A 25,272-nucleotide genomic window follows, 5' to 3' on the forward strand; every position below is an offset into this window, starting at 1 on the left:
CCGGCGACAGGCAGTTTCCGGCACGTTCCGGAACAGCCGGTGGAACGCGTTCCGCGATCGTTTGACCTCGAGTGGCGGTCCGGCATACGGTCGGTCGCACAACTGCACATCGTGCCGTTCGAACCGGGGCGGAAGAGTTCCTTGCCCGACCAAGGCAGGGGCGCCGGAGGAGCAACTCTCCCCAGAAACTCTCAGGCCCAGTCACCGCTCCGGATGAGGCAACTCTGGAAAGTCAGGGCCGTCGTGTCCTGCACCCACGGTGCAAACCGCAATCCGCGGCGAAGCTCTCAGGTACCGATGACAGAGCGGGGAGGTCACCCAACCGGTGGTGCCACTGCGTGGCGCCGGAAGCCAGGGAGCCTCCTCATCGTGTCCCGACACACGCCGCTGTACGCCGTGCATCAAGAGCTCGGCGCCAGTTTCACCGACTTCGCGGGCTGGTCCATGCCGGTCCGCTACACCTCCGACGTCGCCGAGCACCATGCCGTCCGCACCACGTCCGGCCTCTTCGACCTCAGCCATATGGGCGAGCTCGAGCTGACGGGTCCACAAGCCGGCCACGCGCTCGACTACGCGCTCGTCGGGCATCCCTCCAAGATCGCCGTCGGCCGGGCTCGGTACTCGATGCTGTGCACCGAGACCGGCGGCATCGTGGACGACCTCGTTGTGTACCGCCTCGCCGACGAGCACTTCCTGGTCGTCGCGAACGCCGGAAACGTTCCGGCCGTCCACGCCGCCCTCCAGGAACGCACCACGTCGTACGACTGCCAATTGCGGAACACGTCGGACGACTGGTCGCTGCTCGCGATCCAGGGTCCGGACTCGGAAAGCGTTGTCGGAAAGCTCACGGAAATCCCCGTCCAGCAACTGCGGTACTACGCCATCACTGCGGGCACGGTTGCCGGGTGCAACGTCTTGCTGGCGCGCACCGGGTACACCGGCGAGGACGGCTTCGAGATCTACTGCCGCCCGGCTGACGCGCAGCGGGTCTGGACGACCATCAGCGCCGTACCCGATGGGCCGCGACCGACCGGGCTGGCCTGCCGGGACACGCTCCGGCTCGAAGCCGGAATGCCGCTCTACGGCCATGAGCTCAGCACCGAGATCACGCCCTTCGAGGCCGGACTCGGCCGGATCGTCGCCTTCGGCAAGGAAAACGGTTTCGTCGGCCGGGACGCACTCGCACGGCGCCGGGACGACGGCCCGGCACGGATCCTGGTCGGCCTGGTGTCCGACTCCCGCCGCTCACCCCGAGCCGGGTACGCCGTACTCGATCCGACCGGTGAGCCCGTCGGCACGGTGACCAGCGGCGCACCGTCGCCGACCCTGCGCCGCCCGATCGCGATGGCCTACGTCCGTCCCGGCCTGGAGGAGCCCGGAACCCCGCTGCTCGTCGACATTCGCGGCCGGCACGAGCCGGTCGAGGTCATCACCCTGCCGTTCTACCGCCGCTGATCCACCGCCGCTGATCCACCGCCGCTGACCCCAGGAGCCCCCGATGTCTGTCCCGACCGACCTGAAGTACACCGCCGACCACGAGTGGCTGTCCCTCGACGGCGGCACCGCGACCGTCGGCATCACCGCGTTCGCCGCCGACGCACTCGGCGACGTCGTGTACGTCGACCTGCCGATCGTCGGCGCCGCCGTCCGCGCCGGTGCGCCCTGCGGCGAGATCGAGTCGACGAAGTCGGTGAGCGATCTCAACGCCCCGGCCGACGGCGAGGTCGTCGAGATCAACCAGGAGGTGATCGCCGACCCGTCCGTCCTGAACACGGACCCGTTCAAGGCCGGTTGGCTGTTCCGTCTGAAGGTCTCGGGCATGCCGGACCTCCTCGACGCGACCGCCTACGAAGCGCTGACGGGTGGCGCCTGAGATGAGTCTGCTGGACCGGCAACTCGCAGACGCCGACCCCGAGGTACACGCGGCGATCGAGGCCGAACTCGGCCGCCAGCGTGACACCCTCGAGCTCATCGCCAGCGAGAACTTCGCTCCGATCGCCGTGATGCAGGCGCAGGGCTCCGTCCTCACCAACAAGTACGCCGAGGGCTACCCGGGCCGCCGGTACTACGGCGGTTGCGAGCACGTCGACGTCATCGAGCAGCTCGCGATCGATCGCGTGAAGAGTCTGTTCGGCGCCGGTTTCGCCAACGTCCAGCCGCACTCGGGCGCGCAGGCGAACGCCGCGACGATGGCCGCGCTGCTCGAGCCCGGGGACACCATCCTCGGCCTGGACCTGTCCCACGGCGGACACCTCACACACGGAATGCGGCTGAACTTCAGCGGAAAGCTGTACGACGTCGTTTCCTACCACGTCCGCGACACCGATTTCCGGGTCGACATGGACGAGGTCGAACGGCTCGCCGTCGAGCACCGGCCGAAGCTGATCGTGGCCGGCTGGTCGGCGTACCCGTTGCATCTGGATTTCGCCGGTTTCCGGCGGATCGCCGACCTGGTGGGCGCCTCCCTGATGGTGGACATGGCCCACTTCGCCGGCTTGGTCGCGGCCGGGCTGCACCCGAACCCGGTACCGCACGCGGATGTCGTCACCACGACTACGCACAAGACCCTGGGTGGTCCGCGCGGCGGAGTGATCCTCACGAACCGCGCGGACCTCGCCAAGAAACTCAATTCCGCGGTCTTTCCGGGCCAGCAGGGGGGACCGCTGGAACACGTTGTCGCTGCGAAGGCGGTCGCCTTCAAGCTGGCCGCGACGGACGAGTTCGCCGAGCGGCAGCGCCGAACGCTCGACGGTGCGCGGGCGATCGCGGGACGGCTGCTCGCGGACGACGTCCAGGCAGCCGGGATCTCAGTACTGACCGGCGGCACGCAGGTGCACCTGGTGCTGGTCGACCTACGGAAGTCCGAGCTCGACGGACAGCAGGCCGAGGATCTGCTGCACTCCATCGGGGTCACCGTGAACCGGAACGCCGTACCGTTCGATCCGCGGCCGCCAATGGTGTCGTCGGGGCTGCGCATCGGTACGCCGGCGCTGGCCGCCCGAGGGTTCGGGGATCCGGAGTTCCGCGAGGTGGCGGACATCATCGCGATCGCCCTGCTGCGTCCGCACGACGCCGAGAGTCTCGCCGTACTGCGGGATCGCGTCGCCGTGCTGGCCGCGAAGTTCCCGCTGTACGCCGGGAGTTGAGGACTGGAAGCGCTACCGGTCCATCGCCGCGCAGTGAGAAATGCTCGATTCTGCGTTCTCTGCAAGCGGTTGACGGCCACGCCAAGATCGGACACTATCGGGCATATCGCCGATACGGTGAGTGAAATCCGAGAGCGCTCCCGGAGTGTCCGCCCCGTTTGCTCGAGACAGGAGCTGCAGAGATGAGATGGATCGTGCGCGGCCTGCTGGCCGCCGGGCTGGTCGGCGCCGTCGTGGCGCCCGTGCTGCGCACCGCCGACGCCGCCACCCCGACCGGCACCACGTCCCCGAGCGGCACCACCGCCAAGGCGGGCAATCCGGTGCGGCTGACGAGCGGCTTCTACGTCGACCCGGACTCGAACCCGGCGACCTGGGTGCGGAACAACGGCGGTGACGAGCGGGCGACCGCGATCCAGAACTCGATCGCGAGCAAGCCGATGGCGCGCTGGTTCGGCAACTGGAGCGGCGCGATCGGGGCGGCGGTCGGCGGTTTCGTGAGGGCTGCCGACGCCGCCGGCAAGCTGCCGGTGCTGGTCGCGTACAACATCCCGGGCCGGGACGCCTGCGGTGGTCATTCCGGCGGTGGTGCCGGGTCACCGGCGGCGTACCGGACCTGGATCCAGGAGTTCGCGCGCGGGATCGGGAACCGGCCGGCGGTCGTGATCATCGAGCCGGACTCGCTGGGCGACTTCAACTGCATGAACAGCGACCAGATCGCGGAACGCAACGGAATGCTCGGGTACGCGGTCCAGCAGTTCAAGGATCTCGCGCCGAACGCGTGGGCGTACCTCGACGGCGGGAACGCCGGCTGGGTCGCCGCCGACGTGATGGCGCAGCGCCTCCAGGGCGCCGGGCTGGCGAAGGCCCACGGTTTCGCGCTGAACGTCTCGAACTACTACACCACCGCCCAGTCGGTGAGCTACGGCAGCGCGGTGAACAGTCACCTGTCCGCGACCAAGCCGTTCGTCGTCGACACCAGCCGGAACGGAAACGGAACCGGAAACGACTGGTGCAACCCGCCGGGCCGGAAACTCGGCGTCACCGCGCAGAACGGCGGCGGCGCGGAAATGCTGCTCTGGATCAAGGTTCCGGGCGATTCCGACGGCGACTGCGGCATCGGCGCGGGCATCCCGGCCGGCACCTTCAGCCCCGACCTGGCCACTCACCTGATCAACGGAAACTAGCCGCATCCACCGCGAGTTCACCGTGCCCCGGTGGAGTCACGGACGACGAGCCGGGTCGGGAGAATCAGCGGCGAGGGGTCCTTCCCCTCGAGCAGCGCCCGCACCATCCGGGCCATCTCCCGGCCCAACGCCTGGATCGGCTGACTGACGGTCGTCAACGGCGGGCTGGTGTGCCGCGCTGTGGCGATGTCGTTGAACCCGACGACCGCGACGTCCTCCGGCACCGACCGCCCGGCCTCGGCAAGCGCCCGCAACGCACCGATCGCCATCTGATCCGACGCGACGAACACGGCATCCAGATCCGGGTGTGCGGAAAGCAGTTCCGCCATCGCTTTCCGGCCGCCGTCCTCGGAGAAGTCGGCGTGCGCCACCCGACGCGCGTCGAGTCCGGACACAGCGAGAGTTTCCTGAAACCCCTTGTACCGCGCGGTTCCGGCGGCCTCGTCCATCCGGCCGGTGATCGTCGCGATCCGGGTCCGGCCGACGGCGACCAGGTGCTCGACGGCCAGTCTGGCCCCACCACGATTGTCGGCGTCCACGTAGTACCGCGGCTCGAAAGTCACCGGGCGGCCGCCGAAGACGACCGGCACGTCAGCCTCCTCGGCCAGTTGCGCGAGCGGGTCGTCGCCGTGCATCGACATCAGCATGACGCCGGCGGACTTTCCGTTCCGCAACAGTTTCCGCAACCGTTCCTGACCGGCGACGGAGGTCGCCGTCCGCAGCACCAGCTCGAGGTCGGTCTCCTCCAGCGCCGAGGCGATCCCGACCACGACCTCCGCCACGAACGGATCCGCGAACACCTGCGGATCCTCGGCGGAAACAGCCAGCACCACCGGCCCCAGGTCGGTCCCGGACGATACGCCACCGTGCCGCCGCGCGAGTTCCCGGGCCGTTGCGTCCGGCACGTATCCCAGCGCCGCGATCGCCCGCTCCACGGCGTCCCGCTTGGCCTTGCTGACATGCGGCGCGTTGTTGATCACCCGTGACGCCGCGGACCGCGACACCCCCGCACGAGCGGCAACCTCGTCCAACGTGACCCGCCGACTCACCACCACAGGCACTCACTATACGAGAGCAGCACGCGCGATCACCGCGCCCTCAGTGCAGGGCAACCGACAACAGCAGGACTGCGGCGGTCACGGCATGGACATCGTGCCGCTGCGGCGGTACGGCGACCAGGTCCCCCGATCGCAGCTCGACCTCCGCGTCACCCGCCCGGAGCACGACATCCCCCTGAAGACACATCAACGACGCGTCCCCAGGACTCTGATGTTCACCCAGCGTGCGCCCCGCGTCCAGCGCGATCAGCGTCTGCCGCAATCGCGCACCCGACCGGCCGTAGACCGTCGTCGCGCTGCGCCCACTCTCGCTGGACGCCGCCGACTCGAGATGGGCCGCCGCCAACTCATCGACTCGCAAGACCTCCATCAATCGATGATGGCACGGGCTCCCAGGCGAATCCGTCCGGGTCGGTGAACGAGCCCGCGTCCGCACTCAGCGTGATCCGGTGCGAGCCGCTGCCGTCGACCGGCACGCCGGCGTCCTTGGCCAGCGCCTTCCGCCCGTACAGGCCCAGCTTCACCGGTCCGGTCGCCTCGAACTCGACGTACTTGCGTCCGAAACTCTTCGCCACGGTCAGCCCGTGATCGACGTAGAACTTCTTGCTCGCGGCCACATCCGCGCACCCGAGCAGCAGTACGACGGAATCGATCGCCCGCGTCGCGGGACCGGTGTCCTTCTTCGCCGACGTGGCGATCTTCCAGATCGTGCCATCGGGTGCCTGCAGCGTCCCGCCGTACCCCCAGATCGACTTGGTCACCGGCTTCACCACCGTCGCGCCGGCCGCGACCGCCGACTCGAACAGGCTGGTCACCGTGCTCGGCTGCGCCACCGTCAGCGACAGCGTGAAACCACGGAAACCACTTGTTTCCGCGCCGGACTCACGCACGGTCACCTGTCCGTCGAGCCCGAACGCCTCGCTCAGGAACCGCTCAGCCGCGGCAACATCACTGACTTCCAGAACCACACTCTGAAGATTCGTCATGCCCATGAACCTAGGGAGCCGGGCGCGCCGATGCTTCTCGATTCCTGACCAACCCCGAGCAGGAAACTCGCCGGACCGGAGCTTCCGGTCAGCAGGAAAGCGTCGCGAACCCGTACCCGCGGGCGGCCAGACCGGTCAGCGCCTGATCGAGCGCCGCCACCGTCTGCGCCCGGTTTCCGCCACCGTCGTGCATCAGGATGATCGCGCCCGGGTGCGCTCCGGCCAGCACGCGCCGGGCGATCGTCGCGGACCCCGGTTTCTTCCAGTCGTTGGTGTCGACGTCCCACAACACCTGCTGCATCCCGTCGCGCTTGATCTCCGCCTTCACCCGCGCGTTGGTCGCGCCGTACGGCGGCCGGAAACACTTCGACACGATTCCGTTCGCCACCTGCCGGTGCAGTTGCGCCGGCGACAGCTTGGTCAACTGCGGATGCGAGATCGAGTGGTTCCCCACCGAGTTCCCCGCCGCCCGAACCGCCTGCACCAACTCCGGGTGCGTCGAGGCGTTCTGTTCGAGCATGAAGAACGTTCCGTGCGCCCCGTGCTTGGCCAGCACCGCGAGCACCTCAGGCGTCCACCGAGCATCCGGCCCGTCGTCGAAGGTCAGATAGACGACCCTCCCCCGCGCCTGTTGCACCGGCTGAGTCGTCTGCGTAGTCGAAGGACTCGAAGGCCCGGCCGTCGGCGTGGTCTTGCCAGGCGTCGTGGCAGCCTTGGTCGCCGTAGCCGTCCCCGGCTTCACCGAAGGAGCCGCCACCGGCCGCGCAGTCGTCTCAGCAGCACTGGCCTTCCACCCCGGCCCAGTCACCGCCGCGTGCAGACTCCACACCGCGACCCCAGCCCCCACCGCCAACACCACCGGCAGCCTGAACCCACGCCACATAACCCCAACCCCCAAGCATCGAACCCGCTCATCCTCAGCCATTCCGACGCTCCCAACCCCCAGAAAGTTGACGCCTCCTCAAGCGGCATTCGGTAGCTCGCTACTCGCCGGCGGCGGCCAGCAGCTATTTTCCGAGGGACAAGCCAGAGAGCCGGCGGGGGGACAGTCTGCGTGCAGCCCCTGGGACCTGAGCCGGGCAAGCTCGCCGACGTACGGCAGTGCAGTGGAGAACCGAATGGGTACCGGGCTTCGATGGGCAGCGAAGAACGCACCACCTTGAATGGAGCGGTGACGACCGAGCACTATGTCCTGCAATCCGCGGCCGGTACGGCGATCTCCGAGGCGGGGAACCGGGCAACGTCGTTCATCCTCGCGGTGTCGAGCTCGATGGTCGCGATCGGCTTCACCGTGCATGACGAACGAGTGTTCTGGCCGTTCGTCTCCGCAGTCCTGCCGCTGCTGTTCGGCCTCGGACTGGTCACGACGGTGCGGCTGATCGAGACCGGTGTGCAGGGCCTGATGTACCAGCAGGCAATCGTGCGGATCCGGCGGTACTACCGCAATCTCGACAACGACCATGCCGGCTACTTCGGCCAGTACAGCCGTCACGACGACCCGGCGGACATCACCGAGGCACTGGCGATGCTCGCCACCAAGAAGAGTCCCGAGGTGTTCTCGATCGCCACGACCTCGGCCTTGATCAGTGCCGCCATCGCGGGGATCGGTGCGGCGCTGCTCGTCGTCCGCATCGCCGGCGCGGGCGCGTTGCCGGTCGCCTACCCGATCGGTGCGGCGGTCTTCGCCGCGCTCATGACCGTGTTCTTCCGCTACGAACGTTCCCGCTACCGCGAGGTCGCGAACTAACTTTTCGCGAGCTCGTGCTGGCCCCGGGGGCTAGTTCTCCTCTGCCGCCCGCTGCAGGTACGCGTACACAAGTTGCAGGTAGTCGGAGCCGGCGACGGCCGTCAGCGTCGACGCCACCACCCGCGTCAGCCGCGGCGCGAACAGGAAGCCGATGCTGAAGCCCGTCGCCACCCAGACCGCGAGACAGAAGGGACAGCTCACCAGCTCGCCGACGGCGTGGCGGAGCTGTCCCTGCTCGCGAACCTCCTCCATGACCTCGGCCGGCCCACCAGTGTCCTGGTATCGCGTGAACGGCATCCGCAACGGACTGGTCACCGCGTCCTTCGCGACGAGCCGCGTCAACTTCTGAGTCCCCACAGTCATCAACAACACGTCGTACGGCGCAATCCGCCGCGCGCTCGTGCCTCGCAACGCGGTGACCGCACCCGCGACGCCAACAAGCCCCGCGAACACCGTCATCGCCACCGCGTAGCCACCCAGCGGCCGCTCAGCACCTTGCCGGTACTCGTCAGCTTCCGAACGAACGTAGTCAGCGATCTTCGCCATCACACCTCCGCCTTCCTGTGCCGTACACGCGCAGCTGCCGCTCGCGCGCGCCTCAAGCCACATGTGTTGCCGGTACCCGTCCGCCCGGCGTGGACGCGCTCCGGGCCTTGACCCGTGTCGAAGTGGGGAGTGTGGGGTACCGCCACGGAGACGTCAGCCAGCGGAAGGGAAAGTCGATGGGCACCGACCCGAGGACCAGGTACGCCGAGCCGGACCAGCAGGAGCCGCAGAGCCAGGACCACCCCGGACACAGTGGCGCGATGGACCCGGAGCCGGACTACGGCGAGAAGTCTTACCGGGGAAGCGGGAAGCTGACCGGCAAGCGAGCACTGATCACAGGCGGCGACTCCGGCATCGGACGGGCCGTCGCGCTCGCCTTCGCCCGCGAAGGCGCCGACGTGATGATCTCCTATCTCGAGGCCGAGGAGACCGATGCCCGCGAAACGTGCCGCCTGGTGAAGGAAGCGGGACGGACCGCGCGATCGCTGGCCGGCGACATTCAGGACGAGCAGCATTGCCGGCACCTTGTGGACCGGTGCGTTGAGGAGCTCGGCGGAATCGACATTCTGGTGAACAACGCGGCGTACCAGATGTCGCAGAACGGGATCGCGGACATTTCGACCGATCAGTTCGACCAAGTGATGAAGACGAACGTCTACGCGATGTTCTGGTTGTGCAAGGCCGCGCTGCCGCATCTGGCGGAAGGCTCGGCGATCGTCAACACCACGTCGATCCAGGCCTACGAGCCGTCGCCGAACCTGCTCGACTACGCCACCAGCAAGGCCGCGATCCTCAACTTCACCAAGGGTCTGGCCCAGGAGCTGGCACCGCGGGGCATCCGGGTGAACGCCGTCGCCCCCGGTCCGGTCTGGACACCACTCATCCCGGCCACCCTGCCGGCGGACAAGGTCGGCGAGTTCGGCGCCGACACCCCGCTCGGACGAGCCGGTCAACCCGCCGAACTCGCACCTCTGTACGTGTTCCTCGCGTCCGACGACTCGACGTACGTCACCGGCGAACGCATCGGCGCCACCGGAGGACGCCCCCTCCCCTGACCGTCAGCGCCGGCTAGACGAGGTTCCCAGTGCTAAGCAGCCTTCTTGCGCGCGGACTTCTTCTTAGCGGGCGTCTTCTTCGCGGCTGTCTTCTTGGCAGGTGCCTTCTTCGCGGGCGCCTTCTTCGCAGGTGCCTTCTTAGCGGGCGTCTTCTTCGTCGCCGTCTGCTTCGTGCTGCGGGCTTTGCGGGCCTCCTCCACGCTCGCGCGCAGCGCGGCGACCAGGTCCGACGGGTTGGTGGCCTGCGGCTCCTCCTCGGAGTAGACAACCTCCTTGCCCGCATGCTTGGCCTTCACCAGGTCCTTCACCCGCTCGGTGTAGGTGTCCTTGTACGCCGCCGGCTTCCACTCCCCCGACATCGCCTCGATCAAGTCGACAGCCATCGACAGCTGCTTGCCGGCACCGGACTTACGCGGCAGGCCACCGACGTCCTCTCCCGGATCGCGGATCTCGTCGGCGAAGAACATCGTCTCCAGGACGAGAACCTGGTCGTCGGCACGGATCGTTGCCAGGTACTCCTTGCCGCGCATCACGAACTTCGCGATCCCGGCGCGGTTCGTCTTGGCCAGCGCGTCTCGCAGCAGCGCGTACGACGACGCGTTCTCGGCATCCGACGGGCCAAGGTAATAGCTCTTCTGGAAGTGCATCGGGTCGATCTCGTCCAGGTCGACGAAGGTGTCGATCTCCAGCGACCGGGACTTGCCCGGGGCGATGTCGTCCAGCTCGTCGGGTTCGACGATCACGTGCTCACCACCACCGACGTCGTGGCCCTTCACGATCTTGTCGTACGGGACCTCCCGGCCGGTGCGTTCGTTGACGCGCTTGTAGCGGATTCTGTCCGACGTCCCCTTCTGGAACTGGTGGAAGTCGATCTCGTGCTCCTGCGTCGCGCTGTACAGCCCGACCGGCACCGAGACCAGCCCGAAGTTGATGTACCCGGTCCAGATCGCCCGCGCCATCCGCCCGCTCCTCTCCGGTCGGCCTGTTGCTCACCCAGCACGTCGGGTACCCGACCGGAGCAGCTGTTAACCGGCCGGTTAGGAGGACTCGGAGATCTCGCTGACGGTTCGGCCTGCCCGGCCCGGTGCGGCCTGTACGACGTCCGCCTGGGCGAGCATGCCGACGAGTTCGTGCCCGTCGACGACCGGCAGGCGACGTACCTGGTGTTCCTCCATCGTCTGCAGCGCTTCCTCGACGGAGTCGTCGGCGCCGATCGTCACCGGTTTCCGCTGAGCGAAGGCGCCGGCCGTGGTCTTCCTCGGATCACCGCCGTCGGCGACACACTTCACGACGATGTCGCGGTCGGTCAGCATCCCCTTCAACCGGTTGTCGTCACCACAGATCGGCAGCGCACCGACATCGAACTCGCGCATCTTGCGGGCCGCGACGGCCAGCGTCTGTTCCTCGCCGACACACTCAACACTCGGCGTCATCAAGTCTCGTACGGTAGTCACGTCATCACCTTCTTGATCAGGCTCGCCGGTACGCCACCGGCGGTGCCCACCGGTGCAGCGAGGAAACCGCCGCATCCCCGGCGGAAAGCCGCTTGGGCCACTCCTGGTCAGCGAGGAGTTCGGACTGCGACAGGCAACGGTTTGGCAGCCAGGACGGCGGGCACCGAGCAGGATCGACGAGTCGAGGAGATGTCATGGCCACCGTCGTCCCCGGGAACCCGGACAATCTGATCAGCGTCCTCATCCGCGACCATCGGGCCGTCGAGCGGATCTTTGCCGAACTCATCGCAGGCGACGGTACGCCGCGATACCGGCGCGCACTGGCCGATCATCTGACGACCGAACTGGTCCGCCACTCGGTCGCCGACGAGATGTACACGTACCCCGCGGCGCGCAAAGCACTTCCGGACGGCGAGCAGGTCGCCGATCGCGAAATCGAGGAGCATGCCGACGTCGAACGCGTCCTGAAGGAACTCGAGGGCATCGACGCCACTGACCGCACGTTCGACGACTTGATCGGCGACCTCTACTCGGCCGTGCAGCAGCACGTCGACGACTCGGAGCACGATCTGCTTCCCCGGCTCCAGCAGGCCTGCGCTCAGGGCGAACTGCTCGAACTCGGCCGGACGGTCACTCGAGTCAAGGCCTCCGCACCCACGCGACCGCACCCGTCCGCGCCGAACAAACCTCGCCCCGAGCTGGTCCTTGCCTCCGGCACCGGAATGATCGACGAACTCCGCGACGCCCTGACCACGCACAACCCCGGCTGAAGCGCCAAACGGCGAGAGTTTCCGCGCTTGCGAGAAGGGACTTTCGTGGTGGGCGTAGCGTCGGAGGCCTGGAAGGAGGTGCCTGCTGCGTGAAACTCTTGACGGTCGGCGGATCGGCTGGTGCGGTCGAGGCCATCCAGGAGCTGGCGGGCGGCCTGCCCGCGGACCTGGACGCCGCGGTGGTGGTCGCTATCCACATCTCGAGGTTCGCGGACAGCAGGCTGCCGGCGATTCTGTCCCGGTCCGGCCCGCTACCGGCCGTGCACGGCCGCGACGGCGATCCGCTCCGTCCGGGCAGCATCGTGGTCGCGCCTCCCGACCATCACCTGTTGGTCGACGGTGGCATCGTCCAGCTGAGCAGCGGGCCGAGGGTGAACCGGCACCGGCCCTCGGTCGACGTGATGTTCGCAAGTGCGGCCCGCCGTGCCGGTCCCAGCACTGTCGCGGTGGTCCTGTCCGGGACGCTCGACGACGGCGCGCTGGGCGCCACGCTCGTGAGCCGGGCCGGTGGCCGGGTACTGGTGGAGGACCCGGCCACGGCCGCGTGGCCGGGCATGCCGCGGGCGGCTCTGGCCGCGGCTCCCGCCGCGGCGGTTCGGCCGCTTGCCGGGCTTGCGGCCGAGATAGTCGAGGCGATCGAGACGACGCCGCACTGGCAGCCCGCGCCGCGCGCAGCCGAGACCGAAGGAGCCCGAACCATGGGTATGGCCGACAGCGACGACCTCGGATTCCTGGCCGAGAACGAGAGCCGCCTGACCCGCCTGGTCTGCCCCGACTGCGACGGCTCGCTGGCCCAGGTAGACCTGGACCACATCAGCTACTTCCGTTGCCACGTGGGGCACCAGTTCTCTCCGCAGTCCCTGGCCGCGGCCCATGCCGAGGCCTCGGAGGCCAGGCTGTGGGCCGCTGCGTCAGCGTTGGAGGAGCAGGCGGCGCTGCGCCGCCACCTCGCCTCAGCCGGTCAGGCCGAGCCGGGCCCCGAACAGCATCTACGCGCCGCGGAGCGCGCGGCCGAACTGTCCGCACTGCTACGCGACCACCTCGCGCGCGACCCAGATAGGCGGTAGCAGACCGTCAGTCGCGGGGCCCAGGATCCGGAGCACCCGGATTTGCTCTGCCGGAGCCTGGTGGGGCGTGCATGATTGGCATATGGAGCTCAGCCGCCAGGAAGACTCGCACAGCAACGACTCGGCTGTGACGTCTGAACCATCGGCGCCGGACGAAGATCTGGGCGCTGATGAGTTCGCGCGGCTTTCACTCGAGTTGCACGACGCCCACGGGGTGGAAGAAACCGTGCAGGCCGTCGTGGATTTCGCACTGCAGGCTCTGAACTGTCGATACGCCGGCGTCGCGCTCCGCGCCTCTGACGGCCGCCCAGAGGTTCCGGCCGTCACCGACCCGGTGCTCACCGAGATCTACCAATTCCAGATGACCGGCGGGGACGGGCCCCTCGTCGAGTGCATGGCCAACCACAAGCTTCTCCTGGTGCCCGACACCACCCGTGAACAGCGCTGGCCCGAATGGACGAAGAGAGTCCTCGACCTCGGCGTGCACAGCGTGCTCGACATGCCGCTCATGACGGGCGCCGGCACAGTCGGAGTCCTCGGCCTCTACAGCATCGAACCCGACGCGTTCGCGCCCGACGACGAGGCCATCGCCCACATCTTGGCCCGGCACGCCTCCGTTGCCGTCGCCACCGCCCGCAGAGAAGAGAACCTGGCCGCCGCCGTCGACGCCCGCAAACTCGTCGGCCAAGCCATGGGCATTCTGATGGAGCGCTACAACCTCGACGGCGACCGCGCCTTCGACGTCCTCAAACGCTACTCACAAGACACCAACACCAAACTGCGCGACGTCGCACAGAGACTCATCGACACCCGACGCCTACCGCGCGGCTGAATACCCGCGCGTCCGAATGAATCGGCCCGCAGCAACTGGGCACCGGTCCCCCACGAAGCTCCGGCGACCCCGGACCCGGACGCTTCGAGGTCCGGCCGTTCAAACCCGCAGCGGCTCGGACCGCCCCCCAACCACAAGGCCCCGGCGGCGGGACGCGAAGGGCCGCACCTGCCGCAAGGATCGTGCAGCCGGGATCCGCAGCAGCCGACGGCCGGGCTCGGGGCAGCACGTGCAGGTCGCCGACCCTCCGCGAGGACGCTCGGCGTGCGCCGCACCGGCTCACCGGCGGTCATCGCGGCTGAACGATCATCGGCAGGGCGCCGGCCGTCAGCTCCGCCTTCGCGACCGGCTTGAGCTGATGCGGTGGGCAACCATCTGGGACGGGATGGCGCGGCAGCGAGCCGTTATATTTCGCGCGGCAGCGTGGGCTTTGTGGCATCGTCGGCCGGCGCCTGCGGTGATTCTCCGGCCCGGGGGCCGTCCCGCTTTACCGGGACCGATCCGCCGGCGTCTGCTCGTTGAGCGATGATCCGGACGCCGACGACGACGCCGAGGCTGACCAGAGCCAGGGCCGAGATCAGGATCGCGAACAGGACCGGCATGCTCATCTGATCCAACATGGACTCAACTCCTTCGGGTTGTTCGTGACCCTATGCGCGAACGACCCGATCGGGTCTTACACCGTCCTAACGAGACGGCGACGTAAGCCGGCGGAAAGACCTGGCGGTCTCCGCCATCGGCTACTGCCTCTTCGCTCCTCCAGTTGCCCACAGCAACCGTCTGCGCTCGCAGCCGGGCCACCGCGGACCCCGTGTACAACCCTGTCGCGGCGGTCTTCACCGTCGAGACGATCGCTCTGTCCGAGCCTCATGCCGGTGTCGAACAGGCGCAGTACGTCCACCATCCCGCACTCCGGACCCGCATGCGTCTGAGGCAAGGTGACGCTACGAGGTCGCGCCGTCCAAGGACCGCTGGTGGCGACGGTTGGCCTCGATCAACCCGTCGAGCGTCGCTCGCGTCGCGATCAGCTCGTCGATATGGGTCGAGAGCTTGTCGCGCTCTTCGCTGAGCCGCCGAAACGCCGCCTGATCATTGCTCACGGAGGGCGACTCGACGCACGGAAGCAGGTCCGAAACGGTGCGACTCGACAGGCCCGCGGCGTACATGCGCTGGATGAACGCGACGCGGGCCACGTCATCCTCGGAGTAGAGCCGCTGACCGCTAGGGCTGCGCCGACTGGCCAGCAGGTACTGCGTTTCGTAGTACCGCAGCGACCGCACACTCACGCCGGTGCGGGATGCGAGCTCGCCGATGCGCATCACTGTGCCTTCGGTCACGTTGCGCTCCTTTCCCTTGCCTCTGACGTCGATGTCAGATTTTAGCGTCGACGACATGACCACGAAAACTCTCTTCGATCCCGTCGCCCTCTCCGGCCTGCAGCTGCCCAACCGCGTGGTGATGGCTCCCATGACCCGCGTCCGCGCCGACGCCGGCGGGCTGGCGAACTCCCTGATGGCCACGTACTACGGCCAGCGGGCGAGCGCCGGCCTGATCATCTCGGAGGGGGTGCATCCGAGCGCCGTGGGCCAGTCCAACCCCGGCACGCCCGGTCTCCACACCGACGAGCAGACCGCGTCGTGGCATCAGGTCACGGAGCAGGTGCATGACGCAGGAGGCCGCATCTTCGCCCAGATCATGCATGCGGGCCGCATCTCCCACGAGCAGACGACGGGGCACCAGCCCGTGGCGCCGTCGGCCATCCGCTACGACGCTGCTGTCTTCACCCCCTCCGGCCCTCAACCGGCATCGATGCCGCGCGAGCTGCCGACGTCCGAGGTCCCTCAGCACGCCGAGTCGTACGCAGCCGCCGCCCGCCGCGCCCTTGACGCCGGGTTCGACGGCGTCGAACTGCACGGCGCGAACGGCTATCTGATCAACCAGTTCCTGTCGAGCAACGTCAACCAGCGAACAGATGCCTACGGCGGCTCTGTCACCGGCCGGATCAGGTTCGCCGTCGAAGCGGCCGCGGCGACCGTCGACGCCGTGGGAGCCACGAGGGTCGGCATCCGCCTCTCACCCGGGGCCGGTATCCAGGGCATCGAGGAGCACGACGTCGCGGAGCTGTACACCGCCCTCTTGGTCGAACTGGCCTCCCTCGACCTCGCGTACCTCCACCTGGAGACGGGCGCCGCCGACGAGGTGCTTGACGGCTTCCGCCGCACCTGGCCCGGCACATTGATCATGAACCCGTCGAACCCGAATTCGCCGCAGCGCACCGAACGCGCGGCCGCCGACGAGTGGCTCGGACGAGGCGCCGACCTCGTCAGCTTCGGGCGGGCGTTCATCGCGAATCCGGACCTGGTGTCGCGCCTCCGCCACGGCGCCCCCTTGGCGGCAGACGACCCGAAGACCCACTACGTCGGAGGCGAGAACGGCTACACCAGCTACCCGCCCCACCCGCGCGCCGCCTGAGACTCGGCGTCCTTCTCGAACTGCGAACGAGAAAGCTCGTCGGACACGGTCGCGCGCGGCCGCGGGACGGTGGGGGCCAACCCCGCACGACCACGACCACTGACGGCCCCTCGCCGGCGGGGTGGAGGTAAGAGACCCGGTCGGCGCGGGACTGACCTGAGACCGCCATCGACCTGCTTAAGGACATCACCACCATGACCAGCAGCTTCAACCCCCTGATCGGTCGCAGCATCGAGGAGATGCGCGCGGATCTCGCGACCCAGCGCGCCGCCGCAGCCCCGGTGGTCGAGACAGCACTGCCGGGCATGGGCCTGGTGCCCCGGTTCGAACACGTACGGACGGCGCTGCTCGACCACGAGCGCCTCAGTACGAAGGACAACTTCCTCCTCGCCGGGGACAGCGAACCCACCCCGCTGCTGATCACCCAGAGCGACGGAGCGCGTCACACCATGCTGCGTGACCTCCTGCGTCCCGCCTTCAACCGGGCGGCCATGAAGGACGCCGGACCGTGGATCCGCGAGCTGGTCGACGAACTCCTCGACCACCTGCCGCCCGGCGGCCCGGCCGACGTGGTGGGCGACATCGGTGTCCCCCTGACCGCTGCGGTCATCACCCGCTTGATCGGCGTCCCCGGCGCCGACGCCGGCCGTCTCGTGGAACTCACCCAGGCGCTCGCGGAGATGGTGCCGGCCAACCTGTTCGTCACACCCGAGTGGGCCGAGCTCGAGGCGTACTTCCGGGCGCGGTCCGAGGAGCGGCGCCTGCTGAGCGACAAGCCGCAGGACGTGCTGACCATGCTGGTCGACGCGTCCGTGGACGGTGTGCCGATGTCGGACCGCGAGGTGGCCTTCCACGCGTTCCAGCTGTTCGCGGCAGGCGTGGAGAGCACCTCGTTCACGCTGGGGTGGACGGTCCACCACCTCCTGGTCGAGCGCGAGCGGTGGGACGCGCTGCGCGCCGACCGCTCGCTGCTCGCTCTCGCCCGCGAGGAGGGCCTGCGGCACTGCACCGCGATCCGGTGGGTCGCCCGCACCGCGGAGGCGGAGGTGCGACTGGGGAGCGCCTGCGTGCGCCCCGCCGAGCGGCTGCTGGTCAGCCTCGAGTCCGCGAATCTGGACGAGGATGTGTTCGGCCCGGACGCCGACCGGTTCGACCTGCACCGGGAGTCGGCTCGCAAGCACGTCGCGTTCGGTTACGGCGTCCACCTGTGCCTGGGGGCCGAGCTCTCACGGCTCGAGATCGACGCCGCCCTCGACCGTCTCCTGGACCGGATGCCCGGCCTGCACCTGGTGGAACCGGCGGCCTGGGACGACCTGCGCAACCCCCTGTTCAGCGGGCCGCGCAGCGCCAGGGTGAGCTGGTGAGCCGGCGCTCAGGGACGCCGTCGCGCGGCTCCTCACGCGCTCATGGCGCTCGCCAGCGGCGGTGGGCGCGGCATCGTCTCCTCGTCGCCGACGAGGCCCAACCCTCCCGAACGAAGATCGGAGTCAGGACTTGACCATCCACCACACGGACCAGACCCACCACCGCACGGTCGAGGTCGACGGCTGTACGACGTTCTACCGCGAGGCCGGGCCGCCGCACGCACCGACCGTCGTGTTGCTGCACGGCTACCCGACGAGCTCCTTCATGTTCCGCGACCTCATCCCCGTGCTGGCGCGCCACTGCCACGTCATCGCGCCCGACCACGTCGGCTTCGGCCTGACCGACGCCCCCGGGGTGGACGAGTTCGACTACACCTTCGACGCGCTGGCGGACCACACCTCTGCACTGCTGACCCACCTCGGGATCGACTCGTACGCGATCTACGTGCAGGACTACGGTGCTCCGATCGGCTGGCGCCTGGCGCTGCAGGACCCGTCGCCAGTGTGGGCGATCGTCAGCCAGAACGGCAACGCCTACGAAGAGGGGTTCGTGCCGACGTTCTGGCAGAGCGTCTGGGACTACACCGACTCCCCCGGCCCCGACACCGAGCAGGCGCTGCGCCCTGCCCTCGGAGTGGAGGCCATCAGGTGGCAGTACACCCATGGCGTGAGGGACCCGAGCGTCGTCAGCCCGGACACGTGGATCCACGACGCTGCGCTCGTCGGCCGGCCCGGCAACGACCTGGTACAGCTGGCACTCTTCCGCGACTACATCACCAACGTGCGGCTCTACCCCGCCTTCCAGGATCACCTGCGCTCGTCCGGCGTCCCGGTCCTCGCGGTCTGGGGCCGCAACGACGAAATCTTCGCCCCGGCAGGCGCGGAGGCGTTCGCCAAGGACGCCCACGAGCCGGAGATCCACCTGCTCGACGGCGGACACTTCCTCCTCGAGACGGACCTCGGGCAGGTGGCCGACCTGATGATCGACTTCCTCGGGCGCAAGAGCCCCAGGTGACACCTCGCCGGTGACCCCGAGACGCCCGAGAGACCCTCTGTTTCGGAGGCGCGCGCATTACCGTTCGGGGCGTGTGACCACGGACGTTTTGGCCGACAGCGTCCGATGCACCGGACAGCGACCGGCGATGCGGAGGAGGCTCGCGCGCTGCTCGGCCTCGAGACCAACTGGGAGCTCGAGATCCAGCGCGAACACGTCGACCTTGCCTGAGGCGTCGTCCCGACAGTCCTCGGCGTGCACCCGGTCGTGCGTGGCGCGAGCGCGGATCTCACCTACGTCCCACCCTTTCCGCTGCGCATACAGCCGCATCGTCATGACCGTGCAGGCCGCCAGGGCGACAGCGAGGTGGTCATAGGGGGTGGGTCCCTCCTGCGTGCCTCCCGCGCTGAGGGGCTCGTCGAGGACCATCGCGAAACCACGTGACTCCACGACCGTACGCACGCCATCGGAGCTGACGGCGGTCGCGCCTCCCGTCTCGTACGCCGTCTGGAGGGCTGGGTCCGCCATCGGCAGGTAGCGACGGGCCCACGCTCCGATCACGGACGCCACGTAGACAGCGTCGTCCGCACGGCTGAGGAGGTGGTCGGCCTCGTCGAGAGTGACGAAGCTTTTGGGGTGTCGAGCCGCGTGGTACAGGGCCTCGGCGTTCTCGATGCCGACGACCTCGTCCCGCGGTGCGTGCATCAGCAGCACGGCGCCCTGGAAGGTCGCCAGGCTCGCCTGTGGAGGATGGGCGGCGAGGTCGTCCAGGAAGGCCCGCGAGATCTCGAAGCTGCGCCCGGCGATCCGGACGACTCCGGCGCCGTCGCGGCGCACGGCCGCGAGGTCGCCGTCCAGGACGTGCTGCACGTGAACCGGGTCGGCCGGCGCGCCGATGGTCGCGACGGCTCGCACCGAGGCGATCGCGGGCGCTGCGCTGAGGACGGCCGCACCGCCGAGAGAGTGACCTACGAGGAGGGCGGGAGGGGCTACAGCCGCGGCGAGGTGCTCGGCGGCCGTGCGGATGTCGGCCACGTCCGCGGCGAAGCCTGCGGACGCGAGCTCACCTTCGCTGGCACCGATCCCGGCGAAGTCGAAGGACAGGACCGCGAAGCCCTCGGACACGAGAGCCGCCGTGAGTTGGCGCTCGACACGCAGGTCCTTCGAGCACGTGAAGCAGTGGGCGAAGACCGCGCTGGCTCGCACGGGCCCGCGGGGAACCTCCAGCCGCGCGGCGAGCCGGGTTCCTCGGGACGAGGTGAGGGCGAACGTCGTCGGGTGCGGGTCCATCGGTCCGGCGATCCTCCTTGCGCACGATGAGTGTCACCCCGTCCGTGCCGGCACCTGCGCAGTCCTTACGGGCCGATCATCCAACTGGCGCACCACTCGCTCCGGGTAAGCCCTGTTCTCGTACTACGGCGAACCGCCGACCGGCATAGGCAACGCCTCGCCGAACCGCGGGCGTATCGCTTAGCGGGGCCTGAGTCCGGCGACGACGACGTCCAGCATTCGGTGCAGCTGGGGGCGCTGCTCGGGTGCGCCAGCCACGGAGAGCAAACCGGCGAGGATGCCGCCTACCTCGACCGGGTCGATGTCGCTGCGCAGTTCTCCTGCTGTGGCGCCGGCCTCGAGCACCATCGCCAGGATCTGCTGGACCTCGTCGCAGACCGGTCCGGTGCCGAAGCGGCCGGAAGCGCTCATGGCGACCAGGGCCTCGCAGATGCCGCGTCGTTCCCCGGCCCAGTCGGCGAATCGGAGCATCCACGCGTGGAGGGCCTGCGCGGGCGGCTTGGTAGCCAGCAGGATGCGCGCATCTTCGCGCAGCGGCCGGATCTGGTCCCGGTAGACCTCTTCGACCAGATCCTCTCGGGTGGGGAAGTGCCGGTACAGGGTGGCGTTTCCCACTCCCGCGCGTTTGGCGATCGCGTCCAGCGAGATCGCGCGTCCCGACGCGAAGGATTCGGCGGCTGTGGCAATCAGCTGCTCGCGGTTGCGCTGCGCGTCCGCGCGCAGGGTGCTGCGTGGAGGTGTCATGACCTTCGCGATCGTGAGGTGTCGGATGAGGCTCGGGGCGATTCGGGGATGTCCCCGGTTCAGTGTACGGTGAGACAAACGGGGAACTCCCCGATTACGTGTGGTCTCACCCTCCCGCTTCGGATCCGGCCAGGAGGGCGCGGAAGAAACCCGGGCGAGCCGACCACCGATCCGCACCTCTCGAACGCCACGAACCGCACCTCAGAGGAGAACATGATGGCAATCACTCTCGACACTTATCGGCTGCTGGGCCGTTCCGGACTCCGGGTCTCACCGCTGGCGCTGGGTACGGCGACCTTCGGCACCGAGTGGGGTTGGGGCGCCGAGCGCGACGAGGCGCGCAAGCTCTTCGACCGCTACACCGAGCTCGGCGGCAACTTCTTCGACACCGCCAGCACCTATACCAAGGGCAGCTCCGAGCGAATGCTCGGCGAATTCGCCCACACCGACCGGGACAAAATGGTGCTGGCGACGAAGTACTCGACGCTGCGCCGGCCCGGTGACCCGAATTCCGGCGGGACCCACCGCAAGAGCCTGCTGGCGTCGGTGGAAGCCAGTCTGCGGCGGCTGAACACCGACTACATCGATCTGCTCTACGTGAACGTATGGGACTTCAGGACGCCGGTGGAGGAGATCCTGCGGGGCCTGGACGACCTGGTGAGGCAGGGCAAGGTGCTGTACCTGGCGATCTCCAGCGCCCCGGCCTGGCAGGTGTCGCGCATGCAGGCGATCGCCGACCTGCGCGGCTGGTCTCCACTGGTCGCGCTGCAGACCGAATACAGCCTGATCCAGCGCACCACGGAGCGTGACCTGATTCCGATGGCACGCGAGATGGGACTCGGCGTGGTCCCCTACTCCCCGTTGGGCGGCGGGGTGCTCACCGGCAAGTACAGCCGGGAGGACCAGAACCCGGTGGGCTCGGTTGTCGGCGAAACCGCCGGCAACCGCAAGAGCCTCAACGCCGCCCTGGGATGGGTCACCGACCGCAACCTTGCCATTGCCGATGCAGTGAAGGCGGTGGCCTCGGAGCTGGACCGCACACCCGCTCAGGTCGCGCTGGCCTGGACCCTGAACGCGCCGGGCGTGACGGCACCCATCATCGGCGCCCGCACCATCGCGCAACTGGCGGACAACCTCGGTGCCCTGCAGGTCGACCTCACTCCTTCGCAGCTGGCCCGCCTCGACAAGGCCAGCGCCATCGACCTCGGCAACCCGCACGACGTGCTCGCCGGCGATCACATCCGCACGATCACCACAGGCGACATGAAGATCGAAACCCTCGGCCGATCCGCTTCATGAACGGCGGCATCCAGAGATACCGACATGTTTCTTGATGATGGAACGGAGCAACTTCGGTTCATGGGTGAGTACAGCGACAAGAATGTGGTGATCACGGGCGGCAGCAGCGGCATGGGGCTCGCGCTGGCGGAGCTGCTGGTGCAAGGCGGAGCCCACGTGGTGATCACCGGCCGTTGCCAGGCCAAGCTCGACGCCGCACGCGAGCGGCTCGGCGAGAATGCCGTCACCGTCCGAGCGGACGTGGCCTCACTGTCCGACCTGGACATGCTCGCCGACCGTGTAAAGAGCGAGCTCGGCTCGATCGAGGCTTTGTTCGTCAACGCCGGCATCTCACCCCTCACGCCCCTCGAGTCGACGACCGAGGACGTGTACGACGAGCTGTTCGCGATCAACGTCAAGGGCGCCTTCTTCACTGTGCAGAAGCTCGTTCCGCTGCTGAGCGCGAACGCCGGCATCGTCCTCACCACCTCGATCGCGAACGTCATCGGCATGGTGGACACCAGCGTCTATGCGGCCGGCAAGGCGGCCCTGCGCTCGATGGCCCGCTCCTTCTCCCGGGAGCTGCTTGCGCGGGGAATCCGTGTCAACGCGATCAGCCCGGGTCCCATCGACTCGGGGATCCTGGCAACGATGAACTTGTCCGAAGAGGCCGCTGACCAGTTCAGGGCGGAGCGGACCGCGAGCAACCCCATGAAGCGCTACGGCACCGTCGAAGAGTTCGCCAAGGCGGCCGCATTCCTCGCCTTCGATGCCACGTACACCACCGGCATCGAGCTGGCCGTGGATGGCGGCGAAACCCAGCTCTGAGCTCGTCTGCCGTCCCGCGACGGGCGTAAAGCCCGCTACCACGGCGGTTTCAGAGGGTGCTGCACTACGTGGTCGTGTCGATCAGGCCGCGAGCAGTTCATGCTGGCGCTCGGCTGGGTTTCCCAGCCGAGCGTTTGCGTGCGCCAACTAGTATTTTCCCCATGGGGCCGACCGAGCAGCAGCTCGAGCTGGAGGACGGTGCTGGTCGGACGGTGTCCGCCCTGGACTCTCTGGACGAAACCTCCAAGCAGTGGCTCGCCGACCTTGACGCGGCGTCAGACCGGCACGACGCCGCCGTCGCCGAGCTCCATGCCCTGCTGCGGCGCGTGGCTCGTGCCGAAGCGTCGCGTCGCGCCGGCACGCACGGGATCCGCGGAGTGGAGCTCTACGACCTCGCTGAGCAGGCTGCCAACGACGCGTGCGTCAGCGTCCTGCGGCGGTTGCCGGACTTCGAGGGACGCAGCCGCTTCACCACGTGGGCAAGCAAGTTCGCGATCCTGGGGGTCGCCCAGAAGATCGGGCGTCACCGTTGGAGCAGGGTCGGGGTGGTGCTGGACCCCGACGACTGGGACCGGCTTCCCGAGAGCCTTGCGACCGACCCTTCCGAGGTCACGGCGGCGCGCGAGCTGATCGACGCCATCCACGACGTGGTGCGCACGGAACTCACCGAGCGCCAGCGCCACATCTTCGAGGCGCTCTTCATCAGTCGTGTGGGCTTCGACGTCCTTGCCATCGAGCTCGGGACCAACCGCAACGCGCTGTACAAGGCGGAGTTCGACATCCGCGCCAAGCTGCGTCGCCACCTTGTGGCGCGCGGCCACCTCAGTGAAGAGGGGACACGGCGATGAACGCACCCCGAGAGCCGCAGGTCACCGCGCGGGACCGAATCGTCGCCATGTTGCGCACGGATCCCGCTGACGTGGGATGTGGCCACTTCTTCGAGCTTCTCGACCAGTACGTCGAGCTAGTGGTCGCGGGCGAGGACGCCGAGGAGTACCTGCCGGGCGTCAGGGCCCATCTGGAGGCCTGCGGGCCATGTGCCGAGGACTACCGCGGACTGCTGGCCGCCGTATCGGGTCAGGACAACTAGGTCCTGCTCTGAAAGCCCCGCCTTCCTCTCGGTCGAGCGACGGGATCTTTGTATCCGGCCCTAGGCATACCGAGCAACCACGGGACCTGTCAGATCGTGGTCCGCAGCGCGTTTTCCAGGTGGGTCCCTGCCGCTGTCCGCGCGTGCCGGCCGTAGTTCGACTCGCCTAGCACCATGGCGCGGCTGGCGGCGCCGTCCGCGAGGGTCACGAGTTGCTCGGCGAGGAGGGCGGGCTCGCGGCAGCCCAGCTCCGCTACCAGGTCGGTCACCAGCCGCACCATCAGCAGTTTCTGGTCGCGAGCGTAGGAGTGGACCGCGTTCTGGGGGTCGGGGAACTCCGCGGCGGCGTCGATGAACGGGCATCCGCGCACGGGATCCGTGCCGGTCGGGAGCGGGTCGAACAGTGCGGGTTGCTCAGGGGCGTGATCCGAAGAGGCCGTTGAAGCAGATCGCCGATGACTTCGGGATTGCGGAGTCGTGTCTGCGGAACTGGCTGCGTGGACCGATCGGGCGTAAAGCACCACAAGATCTTCCTTGCTCAGTGTTGCGGCACCGTTGCCCGTTGGCGCGGCGCCGGCAGGTACAGCGACGGGTACGGCAGTCTCCGCACGGCGGGTGCTGGCGACCGCCCGGCATGAATCCGGTCGGCAAGGAGCGGTTCAGCGGTTGGTGCCGCGGTTGCCGTGTCCCCTGGTCTCGAGCCGTTTCCACTCGTCGAGCACCCGGTTGGTGAGGTTGTGCAGATGGCGTTCGGCTGCCGCCTGCGCCGCGTCGCCGTCTTGCTCCCGCAACGCGTCGAGGATGCGGGCGTGCTCAAGAACTGCCGGCCGCTTGCTGCTGGTCCAAGCCGTGGAGTATGCAGCGAGCACCACCTGGGTCTGCACCCGTTCAAGGGTGTCGACGAGGCACTCGTTGCCCGACAGGTTCTGGATGTACTGGTGGAACTCGAGGTCGGCACGCCGAGCGGTGGCTTGGTCTTCCTGTCGCATGGCGTGGTCGAACCGGGCGTGGATCGCCTCGAGGTCCTCCAGTGCTCGCTCCTCGATGTGCGGCGCCGCGAGGCGTGCCGCGAGCCCCTCCAAGGGCGCGCGGACCGCCAGCGCGTCGAGTAGGTCAAGACGATCCGGCGCGGCGACCCCCGCACCACTAGCCGTTCGGCTCAGCAACCGTTCGGACAGGAGCCGCTCGATCGCCGAGCGCACCGGGCTACGGCTCATTCCGAACTCGCCGGCCAATGCGACGACGCTGACCGAGGTGCCGACGGCGAGTGAGCCGTCGAGGATCATCTCGCGAATGCGGTAGTAGGCCGCGTCGGTGAGGTTCTTGGTGGCGTCGATCTCTGCGCCGTCTGCTGATGACACCGGTCT

Annotated in this window: 29 protein-coding genes and 1 riboswitch; of the genes, 16 read left to right on the top strand and 13 right to left on the bottom strand. The window is 68.4% G+C overall.

The genetic code is table 11. The features are described from left to right. Positions 1 to 119: 119 nt before the first annotated feature. Positions 120 to 217, top strand: a riboswitch (glycine riboswitch). Between the two features lie 152 nt (positions 218 to 369). From gcvT to ACFYRH_RS35635, 4 genes are all read left to right on the top strand, one after another. Next, complete coding sequence (gene gcvT, locus ACFYRH_RS35620; RefSeq protein ID WP_387784394.1) at positions 370 to 1,455, top strand: glycine cleavage system aminomethyltransferase GcvT; 1,086 nt, start codon at positions 370 to 372, stop codon at positions 1,453 to 1,455. 43 nt (positions 1,456 to 1,498) lie between these two features. Continuing rightward, positions 1,499 to 1,873 carry a glycine cleavage system protein GcvH gene (gene gcvH / locus ACFYRH_RS35625; RefSeq protein WP_387784395.1) on the top strand — a complete coding sequence of 125 codons (375 nt, stop codon included), beginning with the start codon at positions 1,499 to 1,501 and terminating at the stop codon, positions 1,871 to 1,873. 1 nt (position 1,874) lies between these two features. Continuing rightward, positions 1,875 to 3,146 carry a serine hydroxymethyltransferase gene (glyA, locus tag ACFYRH_RS35630; protein ID WP_387784397.1) on the top strand — a complete coding sequence of 424 codons (1,272 nt, stop codon included), beginning with the start codon at positions 1,875 to 1,877 and terminating at the stop codon, positions 3,144 to 3,146. A gap of 182 nt (positions 3,147 to 3,328) precedes the next feature. Beyond that, complete coding sequence (locus ACFYRH_RS35635; protein ID WP_387784399.1) at positions 3,329 to 4,330, top strand: glycoside hydrolase family 6 protein; 1,002 nt, start codon at positions 3,329 to 3,331, stop codon at positions 4,328 to 4,330. Between the two features lie 17 nt (positions 4,331 to 4,347). Here ACFYRH_RS35635 and ACFYRH_RS35640 read toward each other — a convergent pair whose 3' ends face one another. The 4 genes from ACFYRH_RS35640 to ACFYRH_RS35655 all read right to left on the bottom strand — a co-directional run bounded on the left by ACFYRH_RS35640 (position 4,348) and on the right by ACFYRH_RS35655 (position 7,221). Beyond that, positions 4,348 to 5,385, bottom strand: coding sequence for a LacI family DNA-binding transcriptional regulator (locus ACFYRH_RS35640; protein ID WP_387784400.1), 1,038 nt, complete (start codon positions 5,383 to 5,385; stop codon positions 4,348 to 4,350). Positions 5,386 to 5,428: 43 nt separating this feature from the next. Further along, entirely contained in the window at positions 5,429 to 5,758 is a 330-nt protein-coding gene (locus ACFYRH_RS35645; RefSeq protein WP_387784402.1) for a cupin domain-containing protein, read from the bottom strand. After that, on the bottom strand, positions 5,736 to 6,374 hold the full coding sequence (locus tag ACFYRH_RS35650) for a glyoxalase (protein ID WP_387784403.1): 639 nt from the start codon (positions 6,372 to 6,374) through the stop codon (positions 5,736 to 5,738). The genes ACFYRH_RS35645 and ACFYRH_RS35650 overlap by 23 nt, the downstream gene beginning before the upstream one ends. An 88-nt stretch (positions 6,375 to 6,462) precedes the next feature. Further along, positions 6,463 to 7,221: a polysaccharide deacetylase family protein gene (locus tag ACFYRH_RS35655; RefSeq protein ID WP_387784405.1), complete on the bottom strand. Its 759-nt coding sequence runs from the start codon at positions 7,219 to 7,221 to the stop codon at positions 6,463 to 6,465. A gap of 324 nt (positions 7,222 to 7,545) precedes the next feature. Here ACFYRH_RS35655 and ACFYRH_RS35660 point away from each other — a divergent pair, with 324 nt between their 5' ends. After that, positions 7,546 to 8,121, top strand: coding sequence for a hypothetical protein (locus tag ACFYRH_RS35660; protein WP_387784406.1), 576 nt, complete (start codon positions 7,546 to 7,548; stop codon positions 8,119 to 8,121). Between the two features lie 30 nt (positions 8,122 to 8,151). On the opposite strand, the gene ACFYRH_RS35665 is transcribed toward ACFYRH_RS35660, so the two are convergent. Beyond that, positions 8,152 to 8,667, bottom strand: coding sequence for a DUF1360 domain-containing protein (locus tag ACFYRH_RS35665; RefSeq protein ID WP_387784408.1), 516 nt, complete (start codon positions 8,665 to 8,667; stop codon positions 8,152 to 8,154). Positions 8,668 to 8,843: 176 nt separating this feature from the next. Here ACFYRH_RS35665 and ACFYRH_RS35670 point away from each other — a divergent pair, with 176 nt between their 5' ends. After that, positions 8,844 to 9,722 (top strand): SDR family oxidoreductase, encoded by an 879-nt coding sequence (locus ACFYRH_RS35670; RefSeq protein ID WP_387784410.1) that lies wholly within the window; start codon positions 8,844 to 8,846, stop codon positions 9,720 to 9,722. A 32-nt stretch (positions 9,723 to 9,754) separates the two neighbouring features. Here ACFYRH_RS35670 and ACFYRH_RS35675 read toward each other — a convergent pair whose 3' ends face one another. Continuing rightward, complete coding sequence (locus ACFYRH_RS35675; RefSeq protein WP_387784412.1) at positions 9,755 to 10,681, bottom strand: Ku protein; 927 nt, start codon at positions 10,679 to 10,681, stop codon at positions 9,755 to 9,757. 78 nt (positions 10,682 to 10,759) lie between these two features. Further along, the gene (locus ACFYRH_RS35680; protein ID WP_387784413.1) at positions 10,760 to 11,176 is read right to left on the bottom strand and encodes a CBS domain-containing protein; all 417 of its coding nucleotides are present in this window, start codon (positions 11,174 to 11,176) and stop codon (positions 10,760 to 10,762) included. A gap of 194 nt (positions 11,177 to 11,370) precedes the next feature. Here ACFYRH_RS35680 and ACFYRH_RS35685 point away from each other — a divergent pair, with 194 nt between their 5' ends. From ACFYRH_RS35685 to ACFYRH_RS35695, 3 genes are all read left to right on the top strand, one after another. Beyond that, entirely contained in the window at positions 11,371 to 11,946 is a 576-nt protein-coding gene (locus ACFYRH_RS35685; protein WP_387784414.1) for a hemerythrin domain-containing protein, read from the top strand. 89 nt (positions 11,947 to 12,035) lie between these two features. Further along, entirely contained in the window at positions 12,036 to 13,013 is a 978-nt protein-coding gene (locus ACFYRH_RS35690; RefSeq protein WP_387784415.1) for a chemotaxis protein CheB, read from the top strand. A gap of 82 nt (positions 13,014 to 13,095) precedes the next feature. Further along, a complete protein-coding gene (locus ACFYRH_RS35695; protein ID WP_387784416.1) occupies positions 13,096 to 13,845 on the top strand; it encodes an ANTAR domain-containing protein in 750 nt (249 codons plus the stop codon). A gap of 404 nt (positions 13,846 to 14,249) precedes the next feature. On the opposite strand, the gene ACFYRH_RS35700 is transcribed toward ACFYRH_RS35695, so the two are convergent. Both ACFYRH_RS35700 and ACFYRH_RS35705 read right to left on the bottom strand, forming a co-directional pair. After that, complete coding sequence (locus ACFYRH_RS35700; protein WP_387784417.1) at positions 14,250 to 14,465, bottom strand: hypothetical protein; 216 nt, start codon at positions 14,463 to 14,465, stop codon at positions 14,250 to 14,252. Between the two features lie 324 nt (positions 14,466 to 14,789). Further along, the gene (locus tag ACFYRH_RS35705) at positions 14,790 to 15,182 is read right to left on the bottom strand and encodes a MerR family transcriptional regulator (protein ID WP_387784419.1); all 393 of its coding nucleotides are present in this window, start codon (positions 15,180 to 15,182) and stop codon (positions 14,790 to 14,792) included. Between the two features lie 55 nt (positions 15,183 to 15,237). Here ACFYRH_RS35705 and ACFYRH_RS35710 point away from each other — a divergent pair, with 55 nt between their 5' ends. The 3 genes from ACFYRH_RS35710 (at position 15,238) to ACFYRH_RS35720 (ending at position 18,696) form a co-directional block, all read left to right on the top strand. Beyond that, positions 15,238 to 16,317, top strand: a complete 1,080-nt coding sequence (locus tag ACFYRH_RS35710) for an alkene reductase (protein ID WP_387784420.1) — start codon at positions 15,238 to 15,240, stop codon at positions 16,315 to 16,317. A gap of 194 nt (positions 16,318 to 16,511) precedes the next feature. Continuing rightward, positions 16,512 to 17,681, top strand: coding sequence for a cytochrome P450 (locus ACFYRH_RS35715; RefSeq protein WP_387784422.1), 1,170 nt, complete (start codon positions 16,512 to 16,514; stop codon positions 17,679 to 17,681). Positions 17,682 to 17,811: 130 nt separating this feature from the next. Beyond that, positions 17,812 to 18,696 carry an alpha/beta fold hydrolase gene (locus ACFYRH_RS35720; RefSeq protein WP_387784423.1) on the top strand — a complete coding sequence of 295 codons (885 nt, stop codon included), beginning with the start codon at positions 17,812 to 17,814 and terminating at the stop codon, positions 18,694 to 18,696. A gap of 57 nt (positions 18,697 to 18,753) precedes the next feature. Here ACFYRH_RS35720 and ACFYRH_RS35725 read toward each other — a convergent pair whose 3' ends face one another. After that, positions 18,754 to 19,965, bottom strand: coding sequence for an alpha/beta fold hydrolase (locus ACFYRH_RS35725; RefSeq protein ID WP_387784425.1), 1,212 nt, complete (start codon positions 19,963 to 19,965; stop codon positions 18,754 to 18,756). Between the two features lie 180 nt (positions 19,966 to 20,145). Beyond that, a complete protein-coding gene (locus ACFYRH_RS35730) occupies positions 20,146 to 20,709 on the bottom strand; it encodes a TetR/AcrR family transcriptional regulator (RefSeq protein WP_387784426.1) in 564 nt (187 codons plus the stop codon). Between the two features lie 216 nt (positions 20,710 to 20,925). Between ACFYRH_RS35730 and ACFYRH_RS35735 the strand changes: the two genes are divergently transcribed. The 4 genes from ACFYRH_RS35735 (at position 20,926) to ACFYRH_RS35750 (ending at position 23,905) form a co-directional block, all read left to right on the top strand. Further along, the gene (locus ACFYRH_RS35735) at positions 20,926 to 22,008 is read left to right on the top strand and encodes an aldo/keto reductase (protein ID WP_387784428.1); all 1,083 of its coding nucleotides are present in this window, start codon (positions 20,926 to 20,928) and stop codon (positions 22,006 to 22,008) included. Positions 22,009 to 22,068: 60 nt separating this feature from the next. Next, positions 22,069 to 22,815 carry an SDR family oxidoreductase gene (locus ACFYRH_RS35740; protein WP_387784429.1) on the top strand — a complete coding sequence of 249 codons (747 nt, stop codon included), beginning with the start codon at positions 22,069 to 22,071 and terminating at the stop codon, positions 22,813 to 22,815. Positions 22,816 to 22,976: 161 nt separating this feature from the next. Then, a complete protein-coding gene (locus tag ACFYRH_RS35745; protein WP_387784430.1) occupies positions 22,977 to 23,663 on the top strand; it encodes a sigma-70 family RNA polymerase sigma factor in 687 nt (228 codons plus the stop codon). Further along, positions 23,660 to 23,905, top strand: a complete 246-nt coding sequence (locus ACFYRH_RS35750; protein ID WP_387784432.1) for a hypothetical protein — start codon at positions 23,660 to 23,662, stop codon at positions 23,903 to 23,905. Before ACFYRH_RS35745 ends, ACFYRH_RS35750 begins: the two co-directional genes overlap by 4 nt. 89 nt (positions 23,906 to 23,994) lie before the next feature. Here ACFYRH_RS35750 and ACFYRH_RS35755 read toward each other — a convergent pair whose 3' ends face one another. Both ACFYRH_RS35755 and ACFYRH_RS35760 read right to left on the bottom strand, forming a co-directional pair. Next, positions 23,995 to 24,276 carry a hypothetical protein gene (locus tag ACFYRH_RS35755; protein ID WP_387784433.1) on the bottom strand — a complete coding sequence of 94 codons (282 nt, stop codon included), beginning with the start codon at positions 24,274 to 24,276 and terminating at the stop codon, positions 23,995 to 23,997. A 288-nt stretch (positions 24,277 to 24,564) separates the two neighbouring features. Further along, positions 24,565 to 25,266 (bottom strand): GntR family transcriptional regulator, encoded by a 702-nt coding sequence (locus tag ACFYRH_RS35760; RefSeq protein WP_387784435.1) that lies wholly within the window; start codon positions 25,264 to 25,266, stop codon positions 24,565 to 24,567. Positions 25,267 to 25,272: the final 6 nt, after the last annotated feature.

The organism is Kribbella sp. NPDC004875 (assembly GCF_042873375.1).
Taxonomy (GTDB): Bacteria; Actinomycetota; Actinomycetes; order Propionibacteriales; family Kribbellaceae; genus Kribbella.

Bases quoted from the DNA above. Each gene is read 5' to 3' on its own strand.
- ACFYRH_RS35670 (WP_387784410.1), top strand. From the start codon at position 8,844: ATGGGCACCGACCCGAGGACCAGGTACGCCGAGCCGGACCAGCAGGAG.
- ACFYRH_RS35710 (WP_387784420.1), top strand. From the start codon at position 15,238: ATGACCACGAAAACTCTCTTCGATCCCGTCGCCCTCTCCGGCCTGCAG.
- ACFYRH_RS35645 (WP_387784402.1), bottom strand. From the start codon at position 5,758: ATGGAGGTCTTGCGAGTCGATGAGTTGGCGGCGGCCCATCTCGAGTCG.
- ACFYRH_RS35740 (WP_387784429.1), top strand. From the start codon at position 22,069: ATGGGTGAGTACAGCGACAAGAATGTGGTGATCACGGGCGGCAGCAGC.
- ACFYRH_RS35685 (WP_387784414.1), top strand. From the start codon at position 11,371: ATGGCCACCGTCGTCCCCGGGAACCCGGACAATCTGATCAGCGTCCTC.
- ACFYRH_RS35665 (WP_387784408.1), bottom strand. From the start codon at position 8,667: ATGGCGAAGATCGCTGACTACGTTCGTTCGGAAGCTGACGAGTACCGG.
- ACFYRH_RS35745 (WP_387784430.1), top strand. From the start codon at position 22,977: ATGGGGCCGACCGAGCAGCAGCTCGAGCTGGAGGACGGTGCTGGTCGG.
- ACFYRH_RS35635 (WP_387784399.1), top strand. From the start codon at position 3,329: ATGAGATGGATCGTGCGCGGCCTGCTGGCCGCCGGGCTGGTCGGCGCC.
- ACFYRH_RS35750 (WP_387784432.1), top strand. From the start codon at position 23,660: ATGAACGCACCCCGAGAGCCGCAGGTCACCGCGCGGGACCGAATCGTC.
- ACFYRH_RS35730 (WP_387784426.1), bottom strand. From the start codon at position 20,709: ATGACACCTCCACGCAGCACCCTGCGCGCGGACGCGCAGCGCAACCGC.
- ACFYRH_RS35715 (WP_387784422.1), top strand. From the start codon at position 16,512: ATGACCAGCAGCTTCAACCCCCTGATCGGTCGCAGCATCGAGGAGATG.
- ACFYRH_RS35675 (WP_387784412.1), bottom strand. From the start codon at position 10,681: ATGGCGCGGGCGATCTGGACCGGGTACATCAACTTCGGGCTGGTCTCG.
- glyA (WP_387784397.1), top strand. From the start codon at position 1,875: ATGAGTCTGCTGGACCGGCAACTCGCAGACGCCGACCCCGAGGTACAC.
- ACFYRH_RS35695 (WP_387784416.1), top strand. From the start codon at position 13,096: ATGGAGCTCAGCCGCCAGGAAGACTCGCACAGCAACGACTCGGCTGTG.
- gcvH (WP_387784395.1), top strand. From the start codon at position 1,499: ATGTCTGTCCCGACCGACCTGAAGTACACCGCCGACCACGAGTGGCTG.
- ACFYRH_RS35700 (WP_387784417.1), bottom strand. From the start codon at position 14,465: ATGTTGGATCAGATGAGCATGCCGGTCCTGTTCGCGATCCTGATCTCG.
- ACFYRH_RS35650 (WP_387784403.1), bottom strand. From the start codon at position 6,374: ATGACGAATCTTCAGAGTGTGGTTCTGGAAGTCAGTGATGTTGCCGCG.
- ACFYRH_RS35725 (WP_387784425.1), bottom strand. From the start codon at position 19,965: ATGGACCCGCACCCGACGACGTTCGCCCTCACCTCGTCCCGAGGAACC.
- ACFYRH_RS35735 (WP_387784428.1), top strand. From the start codon at position 20,926: ATGGCAATCACTCTCGACACTTATCGGCTGCTGGGCCGTTCCGGACTC.